Origin of the sequence: Spirillospora sp. CA-294931 (assembly GCF_050946795.1) — a bacterium.
GTDB lineage: Bacteria > Actinomycetota > Actinomycetes > Streptosporangiales > Streptosporangiaceae > Spirillospora.
In genome coordinates this window covers 1,460,744-1,478,429 of record NZ_CP192006.1, presented here as the reverse complement: position 1 = coordinate 1,478,429, position 17,686 = coordinate 1,460,744, and the positions used below count along the sequence as shown (strand labels likewise).

17 protein-coding genes are annotated in these 17,686 nt (G+C 71.4%); 4 read left to right on the top strand and 13 right to left on the bottom strand.

Going from position 1 to position 17,686, the window contains the following annotated elements:
* Positions 1 to 56 precede the first annotated feature (56 nt).
* Together ACQPY4_RS06955 and ACQPY4_RS06950 are read left to right on the top strand one after the other, a co-directional pair.
* A complete protein-coding gene (locus tag ACQPY4_RS06955; protein WP_433333597.1) occupies positions 57 to 1,001 on the top strand; it encodes an acyl-CoA desaturase in 945 nt (314 codons plus the stop codon).
* A 112-nt stretch (positions 1,002 to 1,113) separates the two neighbouring features.
* A complete protein-coding gene (locus tag ACQPY4_RS06950; protein WP_433338838.1) occupies positions 1,114 to 1,860 on the top strand; it encodes a TetR/AcrR family transcriptional regulator in 747 nt (248 codons plus the stop codon).
* A gap of 155 nt (positions 1,861 to 2,015) precedes the next feature.
* On the opposite strand, the gene ACQPY4_RS06945 is transcribed toward ACQPY4_RS06950, so the two are convergent.
* The gene (locus tag ACQPY4_RS06945) at positions 2,016 to 2,807 is read right to left on the bottom strand and encodes a methyltransferase domain-containing protein (RefSeq protein WP_433333595.1); all 792 of its coding nucleotides are present in this window, start codon (positions 2,805 to 2,807) and stop codon (positions 2,016 to 2,018) included.
* 76 nt (positions 2,808 to 2,883) lie between these two features.
* On the opposite strand from ACQPY4_RS06945, the gene ACQPY4_RS06940 reads away from it, so the two are divergent.
* Positions 2,884 to 3,384 (top strand): MarR family winged helix-turn-helix transcriptional regulator, encoded by a 501-nt coding sequence (locus ACQPY4_RS06940; RefSeq protein WP_433333593.1) that lies wholly within the window; start codon positions 2,884 to 2,886, stop codon positions 3,382 to 3,384.
* Between the two features lie 7 nt (positions 3,385 to 3,391).
* Here the strand turns inward: ACQPY4_RS06940 and ACQPY4_RS06935 are convergent, their stop codons facing one another.
* The 11 genes from ACQPY4_RS06935 to metG form a co-directional block, all read right to left on the bottom strand.
* Positions 3,392 to 5,158: an ABC-F family ATP-binding cassette domain-containing protein gene (locus ACQPY4_RS06935; protein WP_433333591.1), complete on the bottom strand. Its 1,767-nt coding sequence runs from the start codon at positions 5,156 to 5,158 to the stop codon at positions 3,392 to 3,394.
* 211 nt (positions 5,159 to 5,369) lie between these two features.
* Positions 5,370 to 5,591, bottom strand: a complete 222-nt coding sequence (locus ACQPY4_RS06930; protein WP_433333589.1) for a hypothetical protein — start codon at positions 5,589 to 5,591, stop codon at positions 5,370 to 5,372.
* Between the two features lie 14 nt (positions 5,592 to 5,605).
* Positions 5,606 to 5,923 (bottom strand): hypothetical protein, encoded by a 318-nt coding sequence (locus ACQPY4_RS06925; protein ID WP_433333587.1) that lies wholly within the window; start codon positions 5,921 to 5,923, stop codon positions 5,606 to 5,608.
* 56 nt (positions 5,924 to 5,979) lie between these two features.
* Positions 5,980 to 6,945 carry a 4-(cytidine 5'-diphospho)-2-C-methyl-D-erythritol kinase gene (locus ACQPY4_RS06920; RefSeq protein WP_433338836.1) on the bottom strand — a complete coding sequence of 322 codons (966 nt, stop codon included), beginning with the start codon at positions 6,943 to 6,945 and terminating at the stop codon, positions 5,980 to 5,982.
* Between the two features lie 55 nt (positions 6,946 to 7,000).
* Complete coding sequence (locus ACQPY4_RS06915) at positions 7,001 to 8,065, bottom strand: glycoside hydrolase family 26 protein (protein ID WP_433333585.1); 1,065 nt, start codon at positions 8,063 to 8,065, stop codon at positions 7,001 to 7,003.
* Positions 7,989 to 8,948, bottom strand: a complete 960-nt coding sequence (gene rsmA / locus ACQPY4_RS06910; protein ID WP_433333583.1) for a 16S rRNA (adenine(1518)-N(6)/adenine(1519)-N(6))-dimethyltransferase RsmA — start codon at positions 8,946 to 8,948, stop codon at positions 7,989 to 7,991. Before rsmA ends, ACQPY4_RS06915 begins: the two co-directional genes overlap by 77 nt.
* Positions 8,949 to 9,136: 188 nt before the next feature.
* Complete coding sequence (locus ACQPY4_RS06905; RefSeq protein ID WP_433333581.1) at positions 9,137 to 9,934, bottom strand: transglycosylase family protein; 798 nt, start codon at positions 9,932 to 9,934, stop codon at positions 9,137 to 9,139.
* 115 nt (positions 9,935 to 10,049) lie between these two features.
* Positions 10,050 to 10,967 (bottom strand): hypothetical protein, encoded by a 918-nt coding sequence (locus ACQPY4_RS06900; RefSeq protein WP_433333579.1) that lies wholly within the window; start codon positions 10,965 to 10,967, stop codon positions 10,050 to 10,052.
* Complete coding sequence (locus ACQPY4_RS06895) at positions 10,964 to 11,473, bottom strand: SigE family RNA polymerase sigma factor (protein ID WP_433333577.1); 510 nt, start codon at positions 11,471 to 11,473, stop codon at positions 10,964 to 10,966. The genes ACQPY4_RS06900 and ACQPY4_RS06895 overlap by 4 nt, the downstream gene beginning before the upstream one ends.
* 65 nt (positions 11,474 to 11,538) lie before the next feature.
* On the bottom strand, positions 11,539 to 12,348 hold the full coding sequence (locus ACQPY4_RS06890) for a TatD family hydrolase (protein ID WP_433333575.1): 810 nt from the start codon (positions 12,346 to 12,348) through the stop codon (positions 11,539 to 11,541).
* Positions 12,345 to 14,138: a methionine--tRNA ligase gene (gene metG / locus ACQPY4_RS06885; RefSeq protein WP_433333573.1), complete on the bottom strand. Its 1,794-nt coding sequence runs from the start codon at positions 14,136 to 14,138 to the stop codon at positions 12,345 to 12,347. The genes ACQPY4_RS06890 and metG overlap by 4 nt, the downstream gene beginning before the upstream one ends.
* A 101-nt stretch (positions 14,139 to 14,239) precedes the next feature.
* On the opposite strand from metG, the gene ACQPY4_RS06880 reads away from it, so the two are divergent.
* Entirely contained in the window at positions 14,240 to 15,805 is a 1,566-nt protein-coding gene (locus ACQPY4_RS06880) for an ArnT family glycosyltransferase (protein ID WP_433333571.1), read from the top strand.
* A gap of 13 nt (positions 15,806 to 15,818) precedes the next feature.
* Here ACQPY4_RS06880 and ACQPY4_RS06875 read toward each other — a convergent pair whose 3' ends face one another.
* On the bottom strand, positions 15,819 to 17,513 hold the full coding sequence (locus ACQPY4_RS06875; RefSeq protein WP_433333569.1) for a hypothetical protein: 1,695 nt from the start codon (positions 17,511 to 17,513) through the stop codon (positions 15,819 to 15,821).
* Positions 17,514 to 17,686 lie beyond the last annotated feature (173 nt).

Here is a 17,686-nt window from a genome sequence, read left to right as displayed (position 1 = left end):
GGCGTAAGTAAGGCTATCCAAAGATCACAGGCTGTCCCAGGTCAGGAGTACCGAGTATGACTACAGCCCCCACCATCGACCCGCCCCGCCCCCAGCGCCGACCCGAGATCGAGCCGGAGCCGACAGGCACGTCCGAACGGGTCATGGTGGCGCTCTTCACCGGGGTCCCCGTCCTGGCTCTGTTCGCCGCCCTCCCGCTGGCCTGGGGGAACTTCCTCGGCTGGTCCGACCTCGTCCTGATGGCCGTGTTCTACGTGCTGTCCGCGGGCGGCATCACCGTCGGCTACCACCGCTTCTTCACCCACGGCTCGTTCAAGGCCAACCGCGCCCTGAAGATCTTCCTGGCCATGGCCGGGAGCATCGCGATCCAGGGCCCGGTCATCACGTGGGTCGCCGACCACCGCCGCCACCACAAGCACTCCGACAAGGAGTTCGACCCCCACTCGCCGTGGCGGTTCGGCAACGACTGGAAGGCCCTGACCAAGGGCCTGCTCTGGGCGCACTACGGCTGGTTCTTCGACGCGAACCGCACCTCCAAGGAGCGCTTCGCCAAGGACCTGCTCAACGACAAGGACATCGTCCGCGTCCACCGCTCGTTCCCGGCGCTGGTCGCCGTCTCCTTCTTCCTGCCGGCGCTGCTCGGCGGGCTGATGACGCTGTCCTGGCAGGGCGCGCTCACCGCGCTGTTCTGGGCGGGCTTCCTGCGGATCACGCTCGTCCACCACGTCACCTGGTCGATCAACTCGATCTGCCACACCTTCGGCAAGGAGCACTTCGAGGTCCGCGACAAGTCGCGCAACGTGTGGTGGCTGGCCATCCCGTCCCTGGGCGAGTCGTGGCACAACCTGCACCACTCCGACCCGACGTGCGCCCGGCACGGCGTCCTGAAGGGCCAGATCGACATCAGCGCCCGCATCATCTGGGGCTTCGAGAAGCTCGGCTGGGCCACCGACGTCCGCTGGCCGGACGAGCAACGCCTCGCCACCAAGCGGATCACGTGATCCCGTCGACGTCCATCGCGAAGGGTCGGGTGTTCCCCAGCGCGCCGGGGTCGCCCGACCCGTCACAATTGACCCCGTGACTGAACCTGCCCCCCGGTCGCGCAGGAAGCGGATGACCGGCAAGGAACGACGCGAGCAGCTTCTGGACATCGGCCGGAAGCTGTTCGCCGAACGCGGTCTGGACGGCACCTCGGTCGAGGAGATCGCCTCCGCCGCCGGTGTCTCCAAGCCCGTGGTGTACGAGCACTTCGGCGGCAAGGAGGGGCTGTACGCGGTCGTGGTCGACCGCGAGTTCGAGAACCTGCTGGCGCTGGTCACCGAGGCGGTCGCGTCCGCGATCCACTACCGGGGCAAGCTGGAGAAGGCGGCGCTGGCGCTGCTGGAGTACATCGACGAGAACACCGACGGGTTCCGCATCCTCGTCCGCGACTCGCACGGCGGCACCGGCACCGGCAGCTTCGCCAGCCTGCTCAGCGAGATCGCCGGGGAGGTCGAGTACGTCCTGGTGCAGGAGTTCGACCGGCACGACTACGACGACAAGTTCGCGCCGATGTACGCGCAGATGCTGGTCGGCATGGTCGCCCTCACCGGCCAGTGGTGGCTGGACGAGCGCAAGCCCAAGCGCGAGGAGGTCGCCGCCCATCTGGTGAACCTCGCCTGGAACGGCCTTTCGGGGCTCGAACCGCGTCCCACGCTCGATCCCAAGCGCCGCCGCAAGGAGCTGGAGCGCAACCAGAAGCGCGCGGAGAAAGCCGCCGCGCGCCAGGAGAAGGCCGCCGCCAAGGCCGAGCGCAAGACCCGCAGGTCCGACGACGCGCCGGACGAGGCCGCGCTGGAAACCCTGGCCCCCTGGACGTGAAACCGGCGGCCGCCCGGAGTTCGTCCGCGCGGCCACCGGCCGGGGTCGCCGGGCTCGGGTCACGAGTCCGGGGTCTTGCCGGGGCCGCCCGTCACGGGAGTTGGCACACCGCAGGGGAACGAGTCGCTTCCCTCCCGCGCCGGGCGGCGCCCTGTCTAGGGTCCGCGGCCCGCCACCACGAAGACGCGCCGGAACGGGAACACGGTGCCGTGCTCGGCCCGCGGATACGCCTCGCGCAGCGCCGCCGCGTACTCACGCAGGAACTCGCCGACGCCCGAGCAGGAGCCCAGGGCCGACAGGACGGGCCGCAGCGTGCTTCCCTTCATCCACTCCAGCACCGGGTCGTCGCCCTGGAGGACCTGGGCGTAGGTCGTCTCCCAGGCGTCCACGGAGAAGCCGCGCGAGGCCAGCAGTTGCAGATACCCGGCCGGGTCGAGGATCGGCGCGGACCGCAGCAGCCCGCCCAGGCGGCTCTGCCAGCGCGGCGACTCGCACAGCTCGCGCAGCAGCACATGGCTGGGCATGTCGAAGTTGCCGGGCACCTGGAAGGCCAGCCGCCCGCCGGGCGCCAGCCCCGCCGCCCAGGACGCCAGCAGCCGTGGATGCTCGGGCACCCAGTGCAGGACGGCGTTGGAGACGATCAGGTCGGTCGGCGCGCCGGGCCGCCAGGAGGCGACGTCGCCCACGCCGAAGCTCAGCCGTCCCGGGATCTCATGGGCCCGCGCGGCGTCGATCATCTCGGGTGAGGCGTCGATCCCGTGGACGATCGCGTCCGGCCAGCGCCGGGTCAGCGTCGCCGTCAGCTCGCCGGATCCGCAACCCAGATCGGCGACACGTCCGGGTTCGATATCGACGCGCCGCATCAGCTCCGCGAAGGCGCGCCCGCGTTCGTCGCCGAAGACCCCGTACTGCGCGGGGTCCCAGATGGCCTCGGCTTGTCTCGACATCAAGAGACATCATGCCCAGCCTCGAATCTTGATGTCAAGAAAGTCTTCTCGATATCAAGACAGGTAGGGTGGCGCCATGCGGGATGAGGTCGACCGGCTGGTCGAGGCATGGGGCGCCGAGCGTCCCGACCTCGACGTCCAGCCCCTGCACGTCCTCAGCCGCGTCTCGCGCCTGGCCCGCCACCTCGACCGGGCGCGCCGCGCGGTCTTCGCCGCGCACGACCTGGAGCCGTGGGAGTTCGACGTCCTCACCGCGCTGCGCCGCGCGGGCTCCCCCTACGAGCTGAGCCCCGGCCGCCTGCTGCGCGCCACCCTGGTCACCTCGGGCACCATGACCAACCGCATCGACCGGCTGGCCGCCGCCGGGCTCGTCGAGCGCCACCCCGACCCCCAGGACAAGCGCGGCGTCCTGGTCCGCCTCACGGACGCGGGCCGCACCCGGGTCGACTCCGCCTTCGCCGACCTGCTCGACCGCGAGCACGCCATCCTCGACGGCCTCTCCCCGACCGACACCAAGGCCCTCGCCGACCTGCTGAGAACCCTGCTCATCCCCTTCGACACCGACACGCCCGCCTAGCGGGAGGTCAGCCGAGCTCGTCGGCCAGCAGGAGCCACTGCTCCTCGACTTCGGCGGCCTCGGCCTGGACGGTCTTGAGCCGGGCGTCGAGGTCCTGGAGCTTCTCGTAGTCGGCGGCGTGGGCCGCCAGCTGCTCGTGCAGGTCGGCGGCCTGCTGGTTCAGCTTGTCGAGGCGGCGTTCGAGACGGTCGAGCTCCTTGCGGGCCTTCCAGTCGTTGCCGGACGGCTTGGGCTTGGGCTGCTGAGCGGGGGCCGCGGCGGTGGGCGGGGCCACGGGCTTGGTGGCGGTGCCCGCCCGGCGGCGGTCGAGGTACTCGTCGACGCCACCCGGGAGCATCGCGACCCGGCCGTCGCCGAGCAGCGCCGCGACACGGTCGGTGACGCGCTCCAGGAAGTAACGGTCGTGGCTGACGACGACGAGCGTGCCGGGCCAGCCGTCGAGGATGTCCTCGAGCTCGGTGAGGGTCTCGATGTCGAGGTCGTTGGTGGGCTCGTCCATCAGCAGCACGTTCGGCTCGCCCATCAGCAGGCGCAGCACCTGGAGGCGGCGGCGCTCGCCACCGGACAGCTCGCCGACCGGCGTCCACTGGCGGTCGCCCTTGAAGCCCAGGCGTTCGAGCAGCTGGCTGGCGGTCCAGTCGCGCTTGCCGACGGTGATGCGGCGCTTGATCTCCTCGACCGACTCCAGCACCCGGCGGGACGGGTCGAGCTCGTCCAGGTGCTGCGACAGATGCGCGAGCTGGACGGTCTTGCCCCGCACCACACGGCCGGCGTCGGGCGTGACCGCGCCGTCGAGCAGGCGCAGCAGCGTGCTCTTGCCGCTGCCGTTGACGCCGACCAGGCCGATCCGGTCGCCGGGGCCCAGGCGCCAGGTCAGGCGGGTGAAGATGGGACGGTCGCCGAGCTGGACGTTGACGTCTTCGAGCTCGAAGACGGTCTTGCCGAGGCGGGCGGTGGCGAAGCGGGTCAGCTCGACCGAGTCGCGCAGCGGCGGCTCGTCGGCGATCAGCGCCTGGGCGGCGTCGACCCGGAACTTGGGCTTGGACGTGCGGGCCTGCGGGCCGCGGCGCAGCCAGGCCAGCTCCTTGCGCAGAAGGTTCTGCCGCTTGGTCTCGGTGGCGGCGGCGATCCTGGCGCGCTCGGCCTTGGCCAGGACGTAGGCGGAGTAGCCGCCCTCGTACCTCTCGACCCTGCCGTCGACGACCTCCCACGTGCGGTCGGTCACCTCGTCGAGGAACCACCGGTCGTGGGTGACGATCAGCAGGGCGACCTTGCGGGCCCGCAGATGACGGGCCAGCCAGTCGATCGCCTCGATGTCGAGGTGGTTGGTCGGCTCGTCCAGCATCAGCAGGTCGGACTCGGGCACCAGCAGGCGGGCCAGCGCCACGCGGCGGCGCTCGCCGCCGCTCATGCCCGCGATGGGGGCGTCGAGGTCGAGGTCGGACAGCAGCCCCGCCAGGATGTCGCGGACGCGGGTGTCGCCCGCCCACTCGTGCTCGGCGCGGTCGCCGATGACCACCGAGCGGACGGTGTCGTCCGCGCCGAACTCGTCGCGCTGGGTCAGATAGCCCAGCCGCAGCCCGCGCGAGTGCGTGACGCGCCCGTCGTCGGGCTCGACGACCCGGGCCAGGATCGAGACCAGCGTGCTCTTGCCGCCCCCGTTGCGGCCGACGACGCCGACACGGTCGTCGTCGTCGAGCCCGAGGGAGACGGCGTCGAGCAGCGGCTGGGGCCCGAAGGCCTTGGTGACGTTCTCAAGGTTGATCAGATTCACGGCGCTTCAAGGCTAATGCCTCCGAGGGTCAGCCCCCGCACCCTCCACCGCCGCAGCCGCCTCCCCCGTCGCCTCCTCCTCCGCCGCCCTCGCTCCCACCGCGCCCGCCCCTGAATATCTTGGGCAACGAGAGGATCGTCCATCCGCCCGCAGCCGCGAGCATTAGCCAAAGCATGGTTTCCATGTACGGCTCCCCCATCTCAGGCCGCGGTCAGCCGCCGCCACCACCACCGCAGCCCCCGCCACCGCCGCAGCCGCCTCCGCCTCCGCCTCCGTCGCCGCCGTCACCGCCGCCGCTGAAGAAGCCTCCGGCGAAGAAGGCGCTGCCGCCGTCGCTGCCGCCGCCTCGCCCGCGCCGCCCCGAGCGGCCGACCAGCTTGGCGACCCCGATCCCGACCATGACGATTCCCAGCGCTATCAGCACGATTTCCATCGCGTCCCCCTGTCTCAGGAGCTGCCTCCGCCACCACCGCAGCCGCCGCCGCCTCCGCCACCACCGCCGCCGCTGTCGCCGCCACCTCCGCCGCCGCCGTCACCGCCGCCGAAGAAGCCGCCGCCACCGCCCGAGTCGGAGTAGCCACCGGGGTCGGAGTAGCCGCCGCCGTAGCCACCGCTGTAGCCGCTGTAGCCGCCGCGACCGCGATGCGCGTTCGAGCTCGAAATCTGCGGCCAGCGCACGATGAGGACCACCACGATGATGATCACCGCGATGAGCGGGATCGCCAAGAGGAAGAGGACCGCGAGGACACCAAACGCACTCGACATCCGAAGCTCCGATCCGTTGGGCTTTGGAGGTGAGACGTGGCCCGGAGGCATCCGGTTCAGATGACTGTGGCCCCGGGCACCGGGCCGTGCGCCCGGACGACGGCCCGCGCGACCCCGAGCCCGCCCAGCTCGGCGGCGAGCTCGGCGGCGTGGTTCTCGCTCTCGGCCAGGAACGCGCAGGTCGGTCCCGACCCGGAGACCAGCGAGCCGATCGCGCCGAGGTCGCGTCCGGCGTCCAGGGTGCGGCGCAGCGAGGGACGCAGCAGCAGCGCGGCGGGCTGCAGGTCGTTGCCGAGCGCCGCGCCGAGCGCCTTGGCGTCACCGGTGGCCAGAGCCGTCATGAGGTTCTGGGAGACCTGGGGCCAGGCCACCCGCTCCCCCTGGGCCTCGCGGACGCGGTCGCACTCGGCGTAGACGGCCGGCGTGGACAGCCCCCCGTCGGCGGTGGCGAAGACCCAGTGGAAGGTGCCACGGGTGAGGGCCGGGGTCAGCCGCTCACCGCGTCCGAGGCCGACGGCGGTGCCGCCGAGCATCGCGAACGGGACGTCGCTGCCCAGCGCGGCACCGAGTTCGAGCAGTTCCTCGCGGTCGAGGCGGGGCTCCTCGCCGTCGTCCCACAGCCGCGCGCAGGCCACCAGGGCGGCCGCCGCGTCGGCGCTGCCGCCCGCCATGCCGCCCGCGACCGGGATCGCCTTGCGGATGCGCAGCCGCACCCGGGGTTCGACGCCGAGGCGGTCGGCCACCAGCTGGGCGGCGCGGGCCGCGAGGTTGTCGGCCCCCGTGGGGACGTCGCCGATATCGACCTGGGCGCCGGGCGCGGCCTCGACCGTCACCGCCAGCGGCCCGTCGTCCCGGACGATCGTGAGGCCCTCGGCGGCATGGGTGCCGCCCACCGGCTCGGCCGTCACCTCGTCGAAGAGCGAGACGGCGTGGAAGACGGTGACAAGGTCGTGGTAGCCGTCGTCGCGGATCGGGCCCACGCCGAGCTGGAGGTTGACCTTGGCGGGCACGCGCACGGTCACTGCGGTCACAAGACGACAACCCTACGGGACGTCCGGGGGGTGCCGGGCGGCGAGGTCAGCCCCCGCTGGTCACGGGCAGGTTCTGGGGGTTGAAGAACGGGGTGGTCGCCATCTCGCGCAGGGCCGACACGGCGCGCTTGTCGCCGGTCACCGAGTACATCCGGCGCTTGTCGCGCGGCTCCTCGGCCTGCTCGTTGGAGTTGAAGTAGACCACAGCCTTGATCTGCGGGTCCTGCAGAGTCTTGGCGGCCTTGCGCAGCCACTCGGCGCGGCGGGCGCCGTACGCCTGCGGGACGCCGAGCTCGGCGATCATCAGCGGCTTGGGACGGTCGCGCGCCCACTCGATGAACAGCTTCAGCGTCTCCGACAGGTCGCGGTAGTCGTAGTCGCCGCCGGGCTGGGCGTCGCTGCAGATCCAGTCGACCTGGTCGTCGCCGGGGTAGTAGGCGGGGGCGCCCCGGGAGCCGAAGCCTCCGGCCGTCGGGCACCAGACCCAGGCGACGTTGTCGACCTTCTCGGCCGTGAAGATCCCGCGGATGTGCTTCCAGGCGGCGATGAAGTCGGCCGCGCTGTGGATGCGCTTGTCCTGGAGGCCCGGCTTGTCCATGTCGCGCTGCCAGCGCAGGAAGATCGGGCGCCCGGCTTCCTTGATCGCCCGGGCCCGCTCCTTGATGACCTCGTCGTGCTTGCCGCCGACGATCTCCTTGGTGTCGGCGCCCGCCCAGGTCAGCAGCAGGTAACGGCCGTCCTTCATGGCCCCCGAGTCGCCCTCGTCGGGGAACTTCGACTGCCAGCCCACGTAGCGCTGGACGATGTCGAGCCGCCGTCCGAGATCCTTCTCGAAGGGCGCGACGACGTCCCCGCCCGGGCTCGCGGACGGGCTCGTCTCGCCGTCGGCGCTCGGGCCGGGCGACGCCGTGGGCTTGCTCTCGGGCGCCTCGGACTCCCCCAGCCAGGCGCCGAAGTAGGCGCCCTGCTTGGGCGGCGTGGGGGCGACACCCGCACGCGCGGTGGTCTTGATCTTGGGGGCCGCGCCCGCGCCGCTACTGCAGCCGGCCGCCGCGACCACCAGCACGGCCAGCGCCACCTGGGGCAGCACCTTCGCCCGCGCCTTCACCATGTACCTCCGCCTCGCTGTGATCCACTGCGCCCGTAGGACCATACTCGGCAATCCGGGCGAAGGCGGTCACGTTTATCGCTTCGCCCCTGGCCTTCGGGTCGACCCCCGCGGCGCGCAGGGCCTCCTCGGCCGCCGCCGCCGACCCCGCCCAGCCCGCCAGGGCCGCGCGGAGCGTCTTGCGGCGCTGGGCGAACGCCGCGTCGATCACCGCGAAGACCTGCTCTCGGCTCGCGCTGGTCTCCGGCGGGTCGTGCCGGGTGAACGCGACCAGTCCCGAATCGACGTTCGGCGCGGGCCAGAACACGGCCCGTCCCACCGGACCGGCCCGCCTGGCCTCGCCGTACCACGCGAGCTTCACCGAAGGGACGCCGTAGATCCTTCCCCCGGGTGAGGCGACCATGCGGTCGGCCACCTCGGCCTGCACCATGACCAGGGCCCTCCGCAGGGACGGGAAGGTCGCCAGCAGGTGCAGAACCACCGGGACGGCCACGTTGTAGGGCAGGTTGGCCACCAGCGCCGTCGGGGCGGGCCCCGGCAACTCGGTGATCCGCATCGCGTCCGCCGGGACGACCTCAAGGCGTCCGGCCCATTCGGGGGCGCGCGCGCCGACCGTCACCGGCAGGGCCTTCGCCAGCGCCGCGTCGATCTCGACCGCCACCACCCTGGAAACCTCGGGCAGCAGCGCCAGCGTCAGCGACCCCAGACCGGGCCCGACCTCGACGACCACGTCGTCCGGTGCCAGGTCGGCGGACCGCACGATGCGCCGCACCGTGTTGGCGTCGATGACGAAGTTCTGCCCGAGCGTCTTGGTCGGCCGGATGCCCAGCCCCGCGGCGAGCTCACGAACCTCCGCCGGGCCGAGCAGTCCCTGTTTGTCCCCCACCCGCCCAGTGTCTCAGCTAAGAGAACAGGCTGTGCCCATTTGAATCCCGGCCCGCCTACGCTCGCCTGGCGGCTCGCTTCGGTGACCGTGATTTGGCGATTGCCGCACCGCTCCGCGATCTAACCGGGGAAGCTCGCCTTCGGCTTCGCTTCCCCGGTTAGTTAACGCAATCGCGCGCGGGGCTGGGGCTAAGAGAAGAGGAACTTGCCGCAGTTGGGCCATTGGCCTTGCCAGCGGCCGTTGACCTTCTTGTAGAGCATCTGGGCGCGGTAGGTCTGTTCGCCGGGGCTGGCGTCCGACGGCCTGCCCTTGCCGCCGACCGACGACCAGGTCTGCATCGAGAACTGGTACAGGCCGTAGTATCCGGCGGGGTTGACCGCCCTGGGGTTGCCGCCCGACTCGCATTTGGCCAGGCCCGCCCAGTTCAGACCGGACGCTGGGCCTCCCCCCGACTGCGGGCCCACGGCGAGGATCTCGGCCACCGGCTTGCGCTTGATCTTCTCCGAGATCACGGCCTTGACCTTCTTACCGCGCCGCTTCACGAAGGCGGTCTGGACGACCTTCAGCCCCGGCTTGCCCTTGCGCATGACCTTCTCGGTGAACGGGGCCAGCTTGGAGCTCTTCTTCTTGACCGTGGGCGCCTCGAACTTCACGGTCTTGGTGACCGGCTTGGACAGCAGCCGCACCACCTTGATCGTGTCGCCCGCCGGAGCCTCGCGCGGCGGCGCCACCAGGTCGTACTGCCCGAGCGTGACCTTGGCCTGGTCGAGCACCTGCTGGACGGTCGTCCCGGTCGTGGTGGCCGTGATCTTCTTCTTGTCGACCACGATGACGACCTTGCGCGGCGTCGGCGACGCGCTGGGGCTCGCGCTCGGCTGGGCGGCATCGGCGACGGGCGCCTTGGACTTGGGCTCCGAGCCGCCGCATCCGGCGGCCAGCGCGGCCACCACGACGAGGGCGGGCAGGGCGGTGGGGGGTCGACGCACCTTGGTCCTCCAGGGCAGTCAGGGCTTCGGGGGGATCGCCCTGCTGAACGGGAGGACACTAAGCCCCACCGCCCCCCTTTCGCCACCGGATCGCCCGATGTGATCTTGCTAGGCCCTATTTGTCCTCGTAAACGGCGACCGTCCAGGTCACCAGAGCCCGTTCCGATCCGGGGCTCTGGCCCGCCACCGCCATCCGCAATGTGAAGTTGGCCTCTTTGGGCTGAGGATCCACCTCCACCGCCGCCAGGGGAGCCATCGCGGGCCGCCATACCTGGCAGTCCGGCGCGGCCACACTCCGCTCTCCCGTGAAGAGCCCGATCGCGACCCGGTCCCCAGCGGCCGCCGCGCAGATGCGGGCCACGCGCAGCTTCCGTCCCCGGTAGGGAACGGTCAGTGTCGCCACCCGGTCCCTGGGCCAAACTCCGCTCACGTCGGCCACTCTCCGCGAGTTTCCAATCCTGTACGGGTACCCGGGGTATTTGGGTGCCTTGGCCTCGGGCGCGGGCTCGGCATCGGCGAAGACCGTCAGTCGCCAGTCCGTCCGGTGGCTGCTCTCCAGATCGTCGCTGATCTCGAACCTCACCCGCACCGACCGGACGCCCGGCGGAACGAACCCCAGCTTGGTCGGCCTGCTCTCCCCTATCGTGCAGGGCAGGGCCGCCGAGTGGACGCCGTTGATCGTGACCACGACGAGGCTCCGGCGCATCGCGTCGTTGGTGGCGCAGCGCCCGCGCACACTCAGCGCGCCTTCTCCCACAGGCACCTCGACCTCGCGCGTCTTGGCGCCCGGCCACGAGAGCGACACCTCCCTGAGCGGGGTCGAGGCGGGGCGGACCGGGGGCTCGGGCTCGCTCGGCCACAGGGCCACCGTGGAGGCCGCCGCGGCCACGGCGACCCCCACGACCGAGGCGCCCAGCCGCCGCCTCTTCCTCCGGGTGATCCTGACCTCGATCTGCCGGAGCCGATCGGGGTTGGGCGAGTATCCGCTCTCGCGCCGCAGGACTTCCCGAAGATCCTTGGTCGTGTACGTCATCGCTCGTTCCCCCCGGACATGTCCGCCGACAGCAGCGAGTCGTCGACGCGGAGCTTGGCCAGGGCCCTGGACGCCTGGCTCTTCACGGTGCCGACCGAGCAGCCGAGCAGGTCGGCGGTCTGGGCCTCGCTGAGGTCCTCGTAGTAGCGCAGGACGATCACGGCCCGCTGGCGGGCGGGGAGGCGGCCGAGCGCGCGCCACAGGACGTCGCGCTCGTCGGCGGCGCTCGTCGCGTCCCTGGCCGTTTCCGTGTCGGGGAGGTCGCCGGTGGGCGTTTCACCGCGCCACCGGCGCCTCCGCCACGAGACGAACGTCGTCACCATGATCTTGCGGACGTACGGCTCGGGCTCGTCGCCGAGTCTGCGCCAGGCGAACCACGCCTTGGCCATGGCCTCCTGGAGCAGGTCCTCGGCGAGCCCCCGATCGCGGGTGAGCAGGTAGGCCGTGCGGAGCAGACGGTCTGACCGCGCTCCCACGAACGCCGCGTACGCCTCTCGGTCAGCCACGTCGCGCCCTCCCGTTCACCGCTTCTGAAGGGATTACGCGGTGGGACGGCCCGGAGGTTGCCCGGTCACCAGGGGCCGAAGACGCGGTCTCCCGTAGCCGTGATGGCGGTGCAGAGTTCTTCCAGGTCGACGCCCTTGACCTCGGCCATGAAGCGGACCGTGTGCGGGATCAGGTACGAGGCGTTGGGCTTGCCCCGGTGGGGGATGGGGGTGAGGAACGGGGCGTCGGTCTCGACAAGGACGAGGTCGAGCGGCGCCACTCGGAGGGCCTCGCGCAGGGGCTCGGCGTTCTTGAAGGTGACGTTGCCCGCGAAGCTCATGACGTAGCCGCGCGCGGCGCACACCTCGGCCATCTCGGCGTCGCCCGAGAAGCAGTGGAACACGACCTTGTCGGGGGCGCCCTCCTCTTCCAGGAGGCGCAGGACGTCGTCGTGGGCCTCGCGGTCGTGGATGACCAGGGCCTTGCCCGAGCGCTTGGCGATGTCGATGTGGGCACGGAACGATCGGTGCTGGTCGTCCTTGGGGGCCCAGTCGCGGTAGTAGTCCAGGCCCGTCTCGCCGACCGCGACCACCTCGGGACGTGCGGCCAGCGCGGCGATGTCGGCCAGGACGGCGTCGGTCACGCCGGTGGTGTCGTTGGGGTGGATCGCGACGCCCGCGTGGACGTGGTCGAACTCGGTGGCGGTGTCGGCCGCCAGGACCGAGGTGGGCAGGTCGACGCCGATCGTCACGATGCGGGCGATGCCCGCCGCGCGCGCCGAGGCGAGCTGCTCGTCGACCGGGGTGTCGACCAGGTCGAGATGGCAGTGGCTGTCGAAGACGTCGACGGGCAGGCGCTCCGGCAGCGCCGGGAACGCGTGCCCGCCGAGACTCACTTCTCCTCCAGGCGCGCCAGCTCCTCGTCCACGACGGACGTGTCGAGCTTGGTGAACAGCGGGGTGGGCTTGGCCAGCGGGACGCCCGGCCTGATCGGGATCGACTCCCAGCGCGCCTCGGTGCGGTAGTCGCCGGTCAGGATGGGGTAGTCGGGCCCGCCCTCCTCCGAGACCGTCTTCAGTTCGGGCATGCCGCTCCACACGCCCTCGCCGCCGAGCATCTCGTAGACCTTCTGCGAGGAGTTCGGCAGGAACGGGGTGAGCAGCGACTTGGCGTCGTCGACGACCTGGAGGGCGACGTGCAGGATCGACTTGACCCGCTCGGGGTCGTCCTTGAGCTTCCAGGGCGCCTGGTCGGACAGGTACTTGTTGGCGTCGCGGACGACGTCGAGGGCCTCGGTGGTGGCGTTCTTGAAGCGCGAGCGCTCCAGCTCGGCGCCGACGGCGCCGAACGCGCCACGGCTGCGCTCCAGCAGCGCGCGGTCGGCGTCGGTGAGGTCGCCCGCCTCGGGCACGGCGCCGAAGTTCTTGGCGGCCATGTTCACCGAGCGGTTGACCAGGTTGCCCCAGGCCGCGACCAGCTCGTCGTTGTTGCGGCGGACGAACTCGTTCCAGGTGAAGTCGGTGTCCTGGTTCTCCGGCCCGGCCACCGCGATGTAGTACCGCAGCGCGTCGACGTCGTAGCGCTCCAGGAAGTCCTTGACGTAGATAACGACCTGGCGGGACGAGGAGAACTTCCTGCCCTCCATCGTCAGGAACTCCGACGCGACGACCTCGGTCGGCGCGTTCAGCGCGCCCAGCGACCCGGGGGTGCCGCCCCTGTCGCCCTGGCCGCTGTAGCCGAACAGCATCGCCGGCCAGATCTCGGCATGGAAGACGATGTTGTCTTTGCCCATGAAGTAGTACGACAGGGCGTTCGGGTCTTGCCACCAGGCGCGCCACGCCTCGGGGTCACCCGATCGGCGGGCCCACTCGACCGAAGCCGAGAAGTACCCGACCACCGCGTCGAACCACACGTAGAGCTTCTTGGCGGGGTTGTCGCTCCAGCCGTCCAGCGGGATCGGGACGCCCCAGTCGAGGTCGCGGCTGATCGCGCGCGGGCGCATGTCGTCCAGCAGGTTCAGCGCGAACTTCAGCGCGTTGGGCCGCCATTCGCCCTGCTTGCCGCGCAGGTAGCCGCCCAGCACCTCGGTGAAGGCGGGCAGGTCGAGCATGAAGTGCTCGGTCTCGACGAACTTGGGCGTCTCGCCGTTGATCCGGCTGACCGGGTTGATCAGGTCGACGGGGTCGAGCTGGTTGCCGCAGTTGTCGCACTGGTCGCCGCGCGCGCCGTCGTAGCCGCAGATCGGGCAGGTGCCCTCGATGTAGCGGTCGGGCAGCGTCCGGCCGGTGGACGGCGAGATCGCGCCCATCGTCGTCTTGGGGAAGATGTAGCCGTTGTCGTACAGGCCCTTGAAGATCTCCTGGACGACCGCGTAGTGGTTGCGGGTCGTGGTGCGGGTGAACAGGTCGTAGGTCATGCCGAGCCCGCGCAGGTCTTCGGCGATCACCCGGTTGTAGCGGTCGGCCAGCTCGCGGGCAGAGACGCCCTCGCGGTCGGCCAGCACCTGGATCGGCGTGCCGTGCTCGTCGGTGCCGGAGACCATCAGGACCTGGTTGCCCGCCATGCGCTGGTAGCGACTGAACATGTCGCAGGGCAGGGCGAATCCGGAGACGTGCCCGATGTGACGGGGCCCGTTGGCGTACGGCCAGGCGGGTGCGGCCAGGATGTGTCGGCTCGACGAGGACATGTCCCCAAGCCTAGAGGGCCTGTCCGAGGCCCTCGAACGTATTAGGGCGGATACCCTGCCTGGTGCCTCCACCCGAACCATCAGCGGAGTTGAGTACAGGCATGGCCCAGACCACGGTGCGCGAACCCGTCGCCGCCGCCCAAGCCCCCGCCGCGCGGTCCTGGTTCCGCCGCCGCGTTCTCTGGCTCGCGGTCCTGGTGGGGGCCTGCGGTGTCGCCGCCCAGTGGATCACGATGGTGCCGCCGCTGTACTTCGACCCGACCTATGTCTGGCGGGCCGCCGAGCGCTGGCCCGACATCCCGCTGGACGAGTGGCCCTTCAACGAGGTCCCGCACCAGGTGACCCGGCTGGGGCTGGTCCTTCCCGCCCGGGTCGTGATGGAGATCCTCGGGCCGGGCCAGGCCGCCTACTTCACGATCGCCGCGATCGGCGGGTGCCTGTTCTTCGTCGGCACCTACCTGGCCGTCCGCTCGCTGTTCGGCGACGTCGCCGGGGTGGCGTCGGCCCTGCTGCTGATCGTCCACCCGTTCTTCACCATGACCAACCCGTTCGGGCAGGAGGTCACCTGGTCGGCGGGCGTGATGCTGCCGGACATGCCGGGCGCGGGCATGTTCGCGCTCGGGATGGCGGCGCTGGTGGTCGCGTCCCGGCGGACGGGGCGCGCACAGACCCGGTTCCTGCTGGCCGCGGGCGTGTGCTTCGGGTCGGCGTACCTCGTCCGCGAGTTCCTGGCGTTCCTGTTCCTGGCCATCCCGATCTACCTGGCGCTGCTGCGCGTCCCGTGGCGGCGCAACGTCACGGTCGGCGCCCCGATGGTCGCGATCCTGGCGGCGAACCTCGTCCACAACGCGATCGTGTGGGGGACGCCGCTGGCGGGGCTGAGCTCGGCGGCGGGCCACGGCGGCAAGTCCCGCGACCACGTCACGCGCTGGCTGGCGCTGAAGTCGTTCGTCCGGGCGATGCTCGACTGGCAGCCGCTCGGCGGCGTCTTCGTCGCCGCGCTGGTGATCACGGTCGTGGGCTGGGCGGTCACCCGTGACCGGCGCCTGGCCCTGACGCTGGCGTGGTTCCTCGCCCTGGCCGTGCCGCTCACGCTGGTCTCCGGCGTCCTTGACCCGCAGGACATCTCGCTGCGCGGCTGGCTCGTGCGCTACTGGTTCGCCGTGATGCCCGCCCTGCTGGCGGGGGCGTGCGGCTCGGTCGTCCTGCTGGTCCGCATGATCCCCGAGGACGTCTCCGCCCGCCTCAGGCTGCGCACCGCCGTGCTGCCCGCTGCCGCCGCCGTTCTGGCCGTGGCCTACGCGGTCTCGGCCGTCCGCGCGGTGCCGAGCCTGCCGCGCGACACCGCGTGGAACGAGCTGCGCGTCTGGCTCGAGGACCGCGACGACATCCGGGTCATCAACGCCGACCGCCGCCTGGCGCAGACGGCGCACTTCTACACCCGCACGATGTGGGGCGACCCGATCTGGGACGGGCGGATCCGCGACTTCCAGCACGACCTCGGCACGCTCCCGCCCTTCGCCGGTGAGGCCCCGATGCTCTACACGCGCTGGCGCGGCCAGGAGTCGCAGATCGCGGGAGGCTGGCGTCCCGACCCCGCCAGGGGCTGGCGGTTGATGTGGCGGTCGGGCGACGGCGTGCTCCAGGTCTGGAACCCGCCCGCCTGAACGCGGACGCGGTCTAGTCGCGGACCCAGGCGACCCAGGCGCCTTCGGGGGTGCTGCGGCTGTCGGAGACGTACCAGCCCTGGGGCGGGTTCTTCCAGGTCTTGCCGGGGGCCTTGCGGCCGTCCCAGTTGAGGATCACGACCTCGGCGTCGGCGGGCGGCTTCTGGTAGCTGCTGTCGAACGTCCGGGTCTCGCTGCGTCCCAGACCGTAGAGCTGCGGCATCCGCAGCTTCCAGGGGACGTTCCAGTCCATGGCGACGATCGGGCGCTCGGCGGGATCGGCCGTCCGGCTCAGGTCGGTGTAGGAGCTGTAGTTCTTCACCAGCGGGCGGGAGATCTGCGTCGTGGCCGTGACCAGCACCGCCATGTGGACGGCGATCAGGAGCCCGCCGAGCACGGCGCTCGGATGCCGCGGCAGCCGCGCCGCGAGCAGCGCCAGGCCCAGCAGGACGAGCGCGGCCAGCGTCGCGGGCCAGAGCCGGAACTCCGCCCAGTTCCAGGTGAGGAACGAGACGTCCGGGAAGTCGTAGGCGGTGTAGGTGTAGCGCTTGAGGCGGTCGCCCGCGTAGAGCTGGACGATGCCCCCCGTGACCACGGCCAGACCGGCGGCCGAGCCCGCCACCAGCAGGGCCGTCCGGCGGGACGCCCGCAGCAGCACGGCCGCGCCGACCGCGAACAGGATCGGCGTGACGCAGGCCAGATAGCGGCCGTAGACGTAGTTGCCGACCCGGTACTCGTCCGGCAGGGCCGCCGAGGTGGCGAAGGCGATGCCGAAGACCAGCACCAGCACGCAGGCCGCCAGGACGCGCAGGTGCGGCGCCGTCCCGCGGCGGACCGCGACGGCGGCGACGGTGATGAGCCCGATGCCCGCCAGGCCCGCGGTCGCCACGATCTGGTACCAGACCTGGCCGGTGCCCAGCGACAGGAACCAGCCGTAGCCCTCGACCGAGGTCAGCCGGTCGACCAGGTTGCCGCCGAGGTCGTTGTCGCCGTTGGGGTACAGGTGCGGCAGCAGCCGGTGGTTGAGGACGGTGCCCGCCGTGGCCACCGCGCCCATCGCGGTGAAGGCGATCGCCACCATGTGCCACGGGCGCCAGCGGCACACGCCCGAGATCAGCAGGAGCCCGCCCGAGACCGCCATGAGCATGAGCCCGCGCGTGTGGGAGGCGTAGGCGAACGCGGCCAGCACTCCGACGCCCGTCCCGTAAAGCGTGACCCTGGCCGGGGACGCCGAGGCGGTCAGCCAGTTGTGCGCCAGCAGCAGCCACGCGATCACCACGATCGGGAGCACCGCGTCGGTCAGCACGAACTCGGAGTAGAACGCCACACCCGGGAGCAGCGCCGTCACGTGGGCCAGGACGTAGGCCGGACGCGGTGTCAGTTCCAGGCGGCGCAGCAGCACGTAGGCCAGCGGAAGCATGGCCGCGTTGATCAGCGCGTTGATCGCCAGCGCGATCCGGTAGCCGGCCTCGGGGTCGTCGGTGACCAGGAAGGCCGGGGCCAGCAGCAGGGAGTACCCGCCCCGATAGACCGTGCCGAACGACATGTCGGCGCCGGGGCCGCCCGTCAGCACCCGGGCCGCGAACAGGTACCCGGTCTCGTCCGGGGTGGCCACCGGCATCGACTGCCCGGCCGACAGCCACAGCCGCACCGCGACCTGCCCGAGCCACCCGAGAAGGAGCAGAAGCCCCCAGCGTCGAGGCCGCAAGCGGGTAGGGCCGGTGCCCCTCTTGCGGGCCGGGGGCGTCGCAACAGGGGGAGCCGGGGCCTGGGTGCTCATCGCGCGCCGGGGTGGGAGCGGCCGGAGCTCACGGGCGAAAGATCCATTGCCGAGTCAGCCTGTCACACTCCGGGCAGGTCGTCCTCCCGGGGCACGAAACA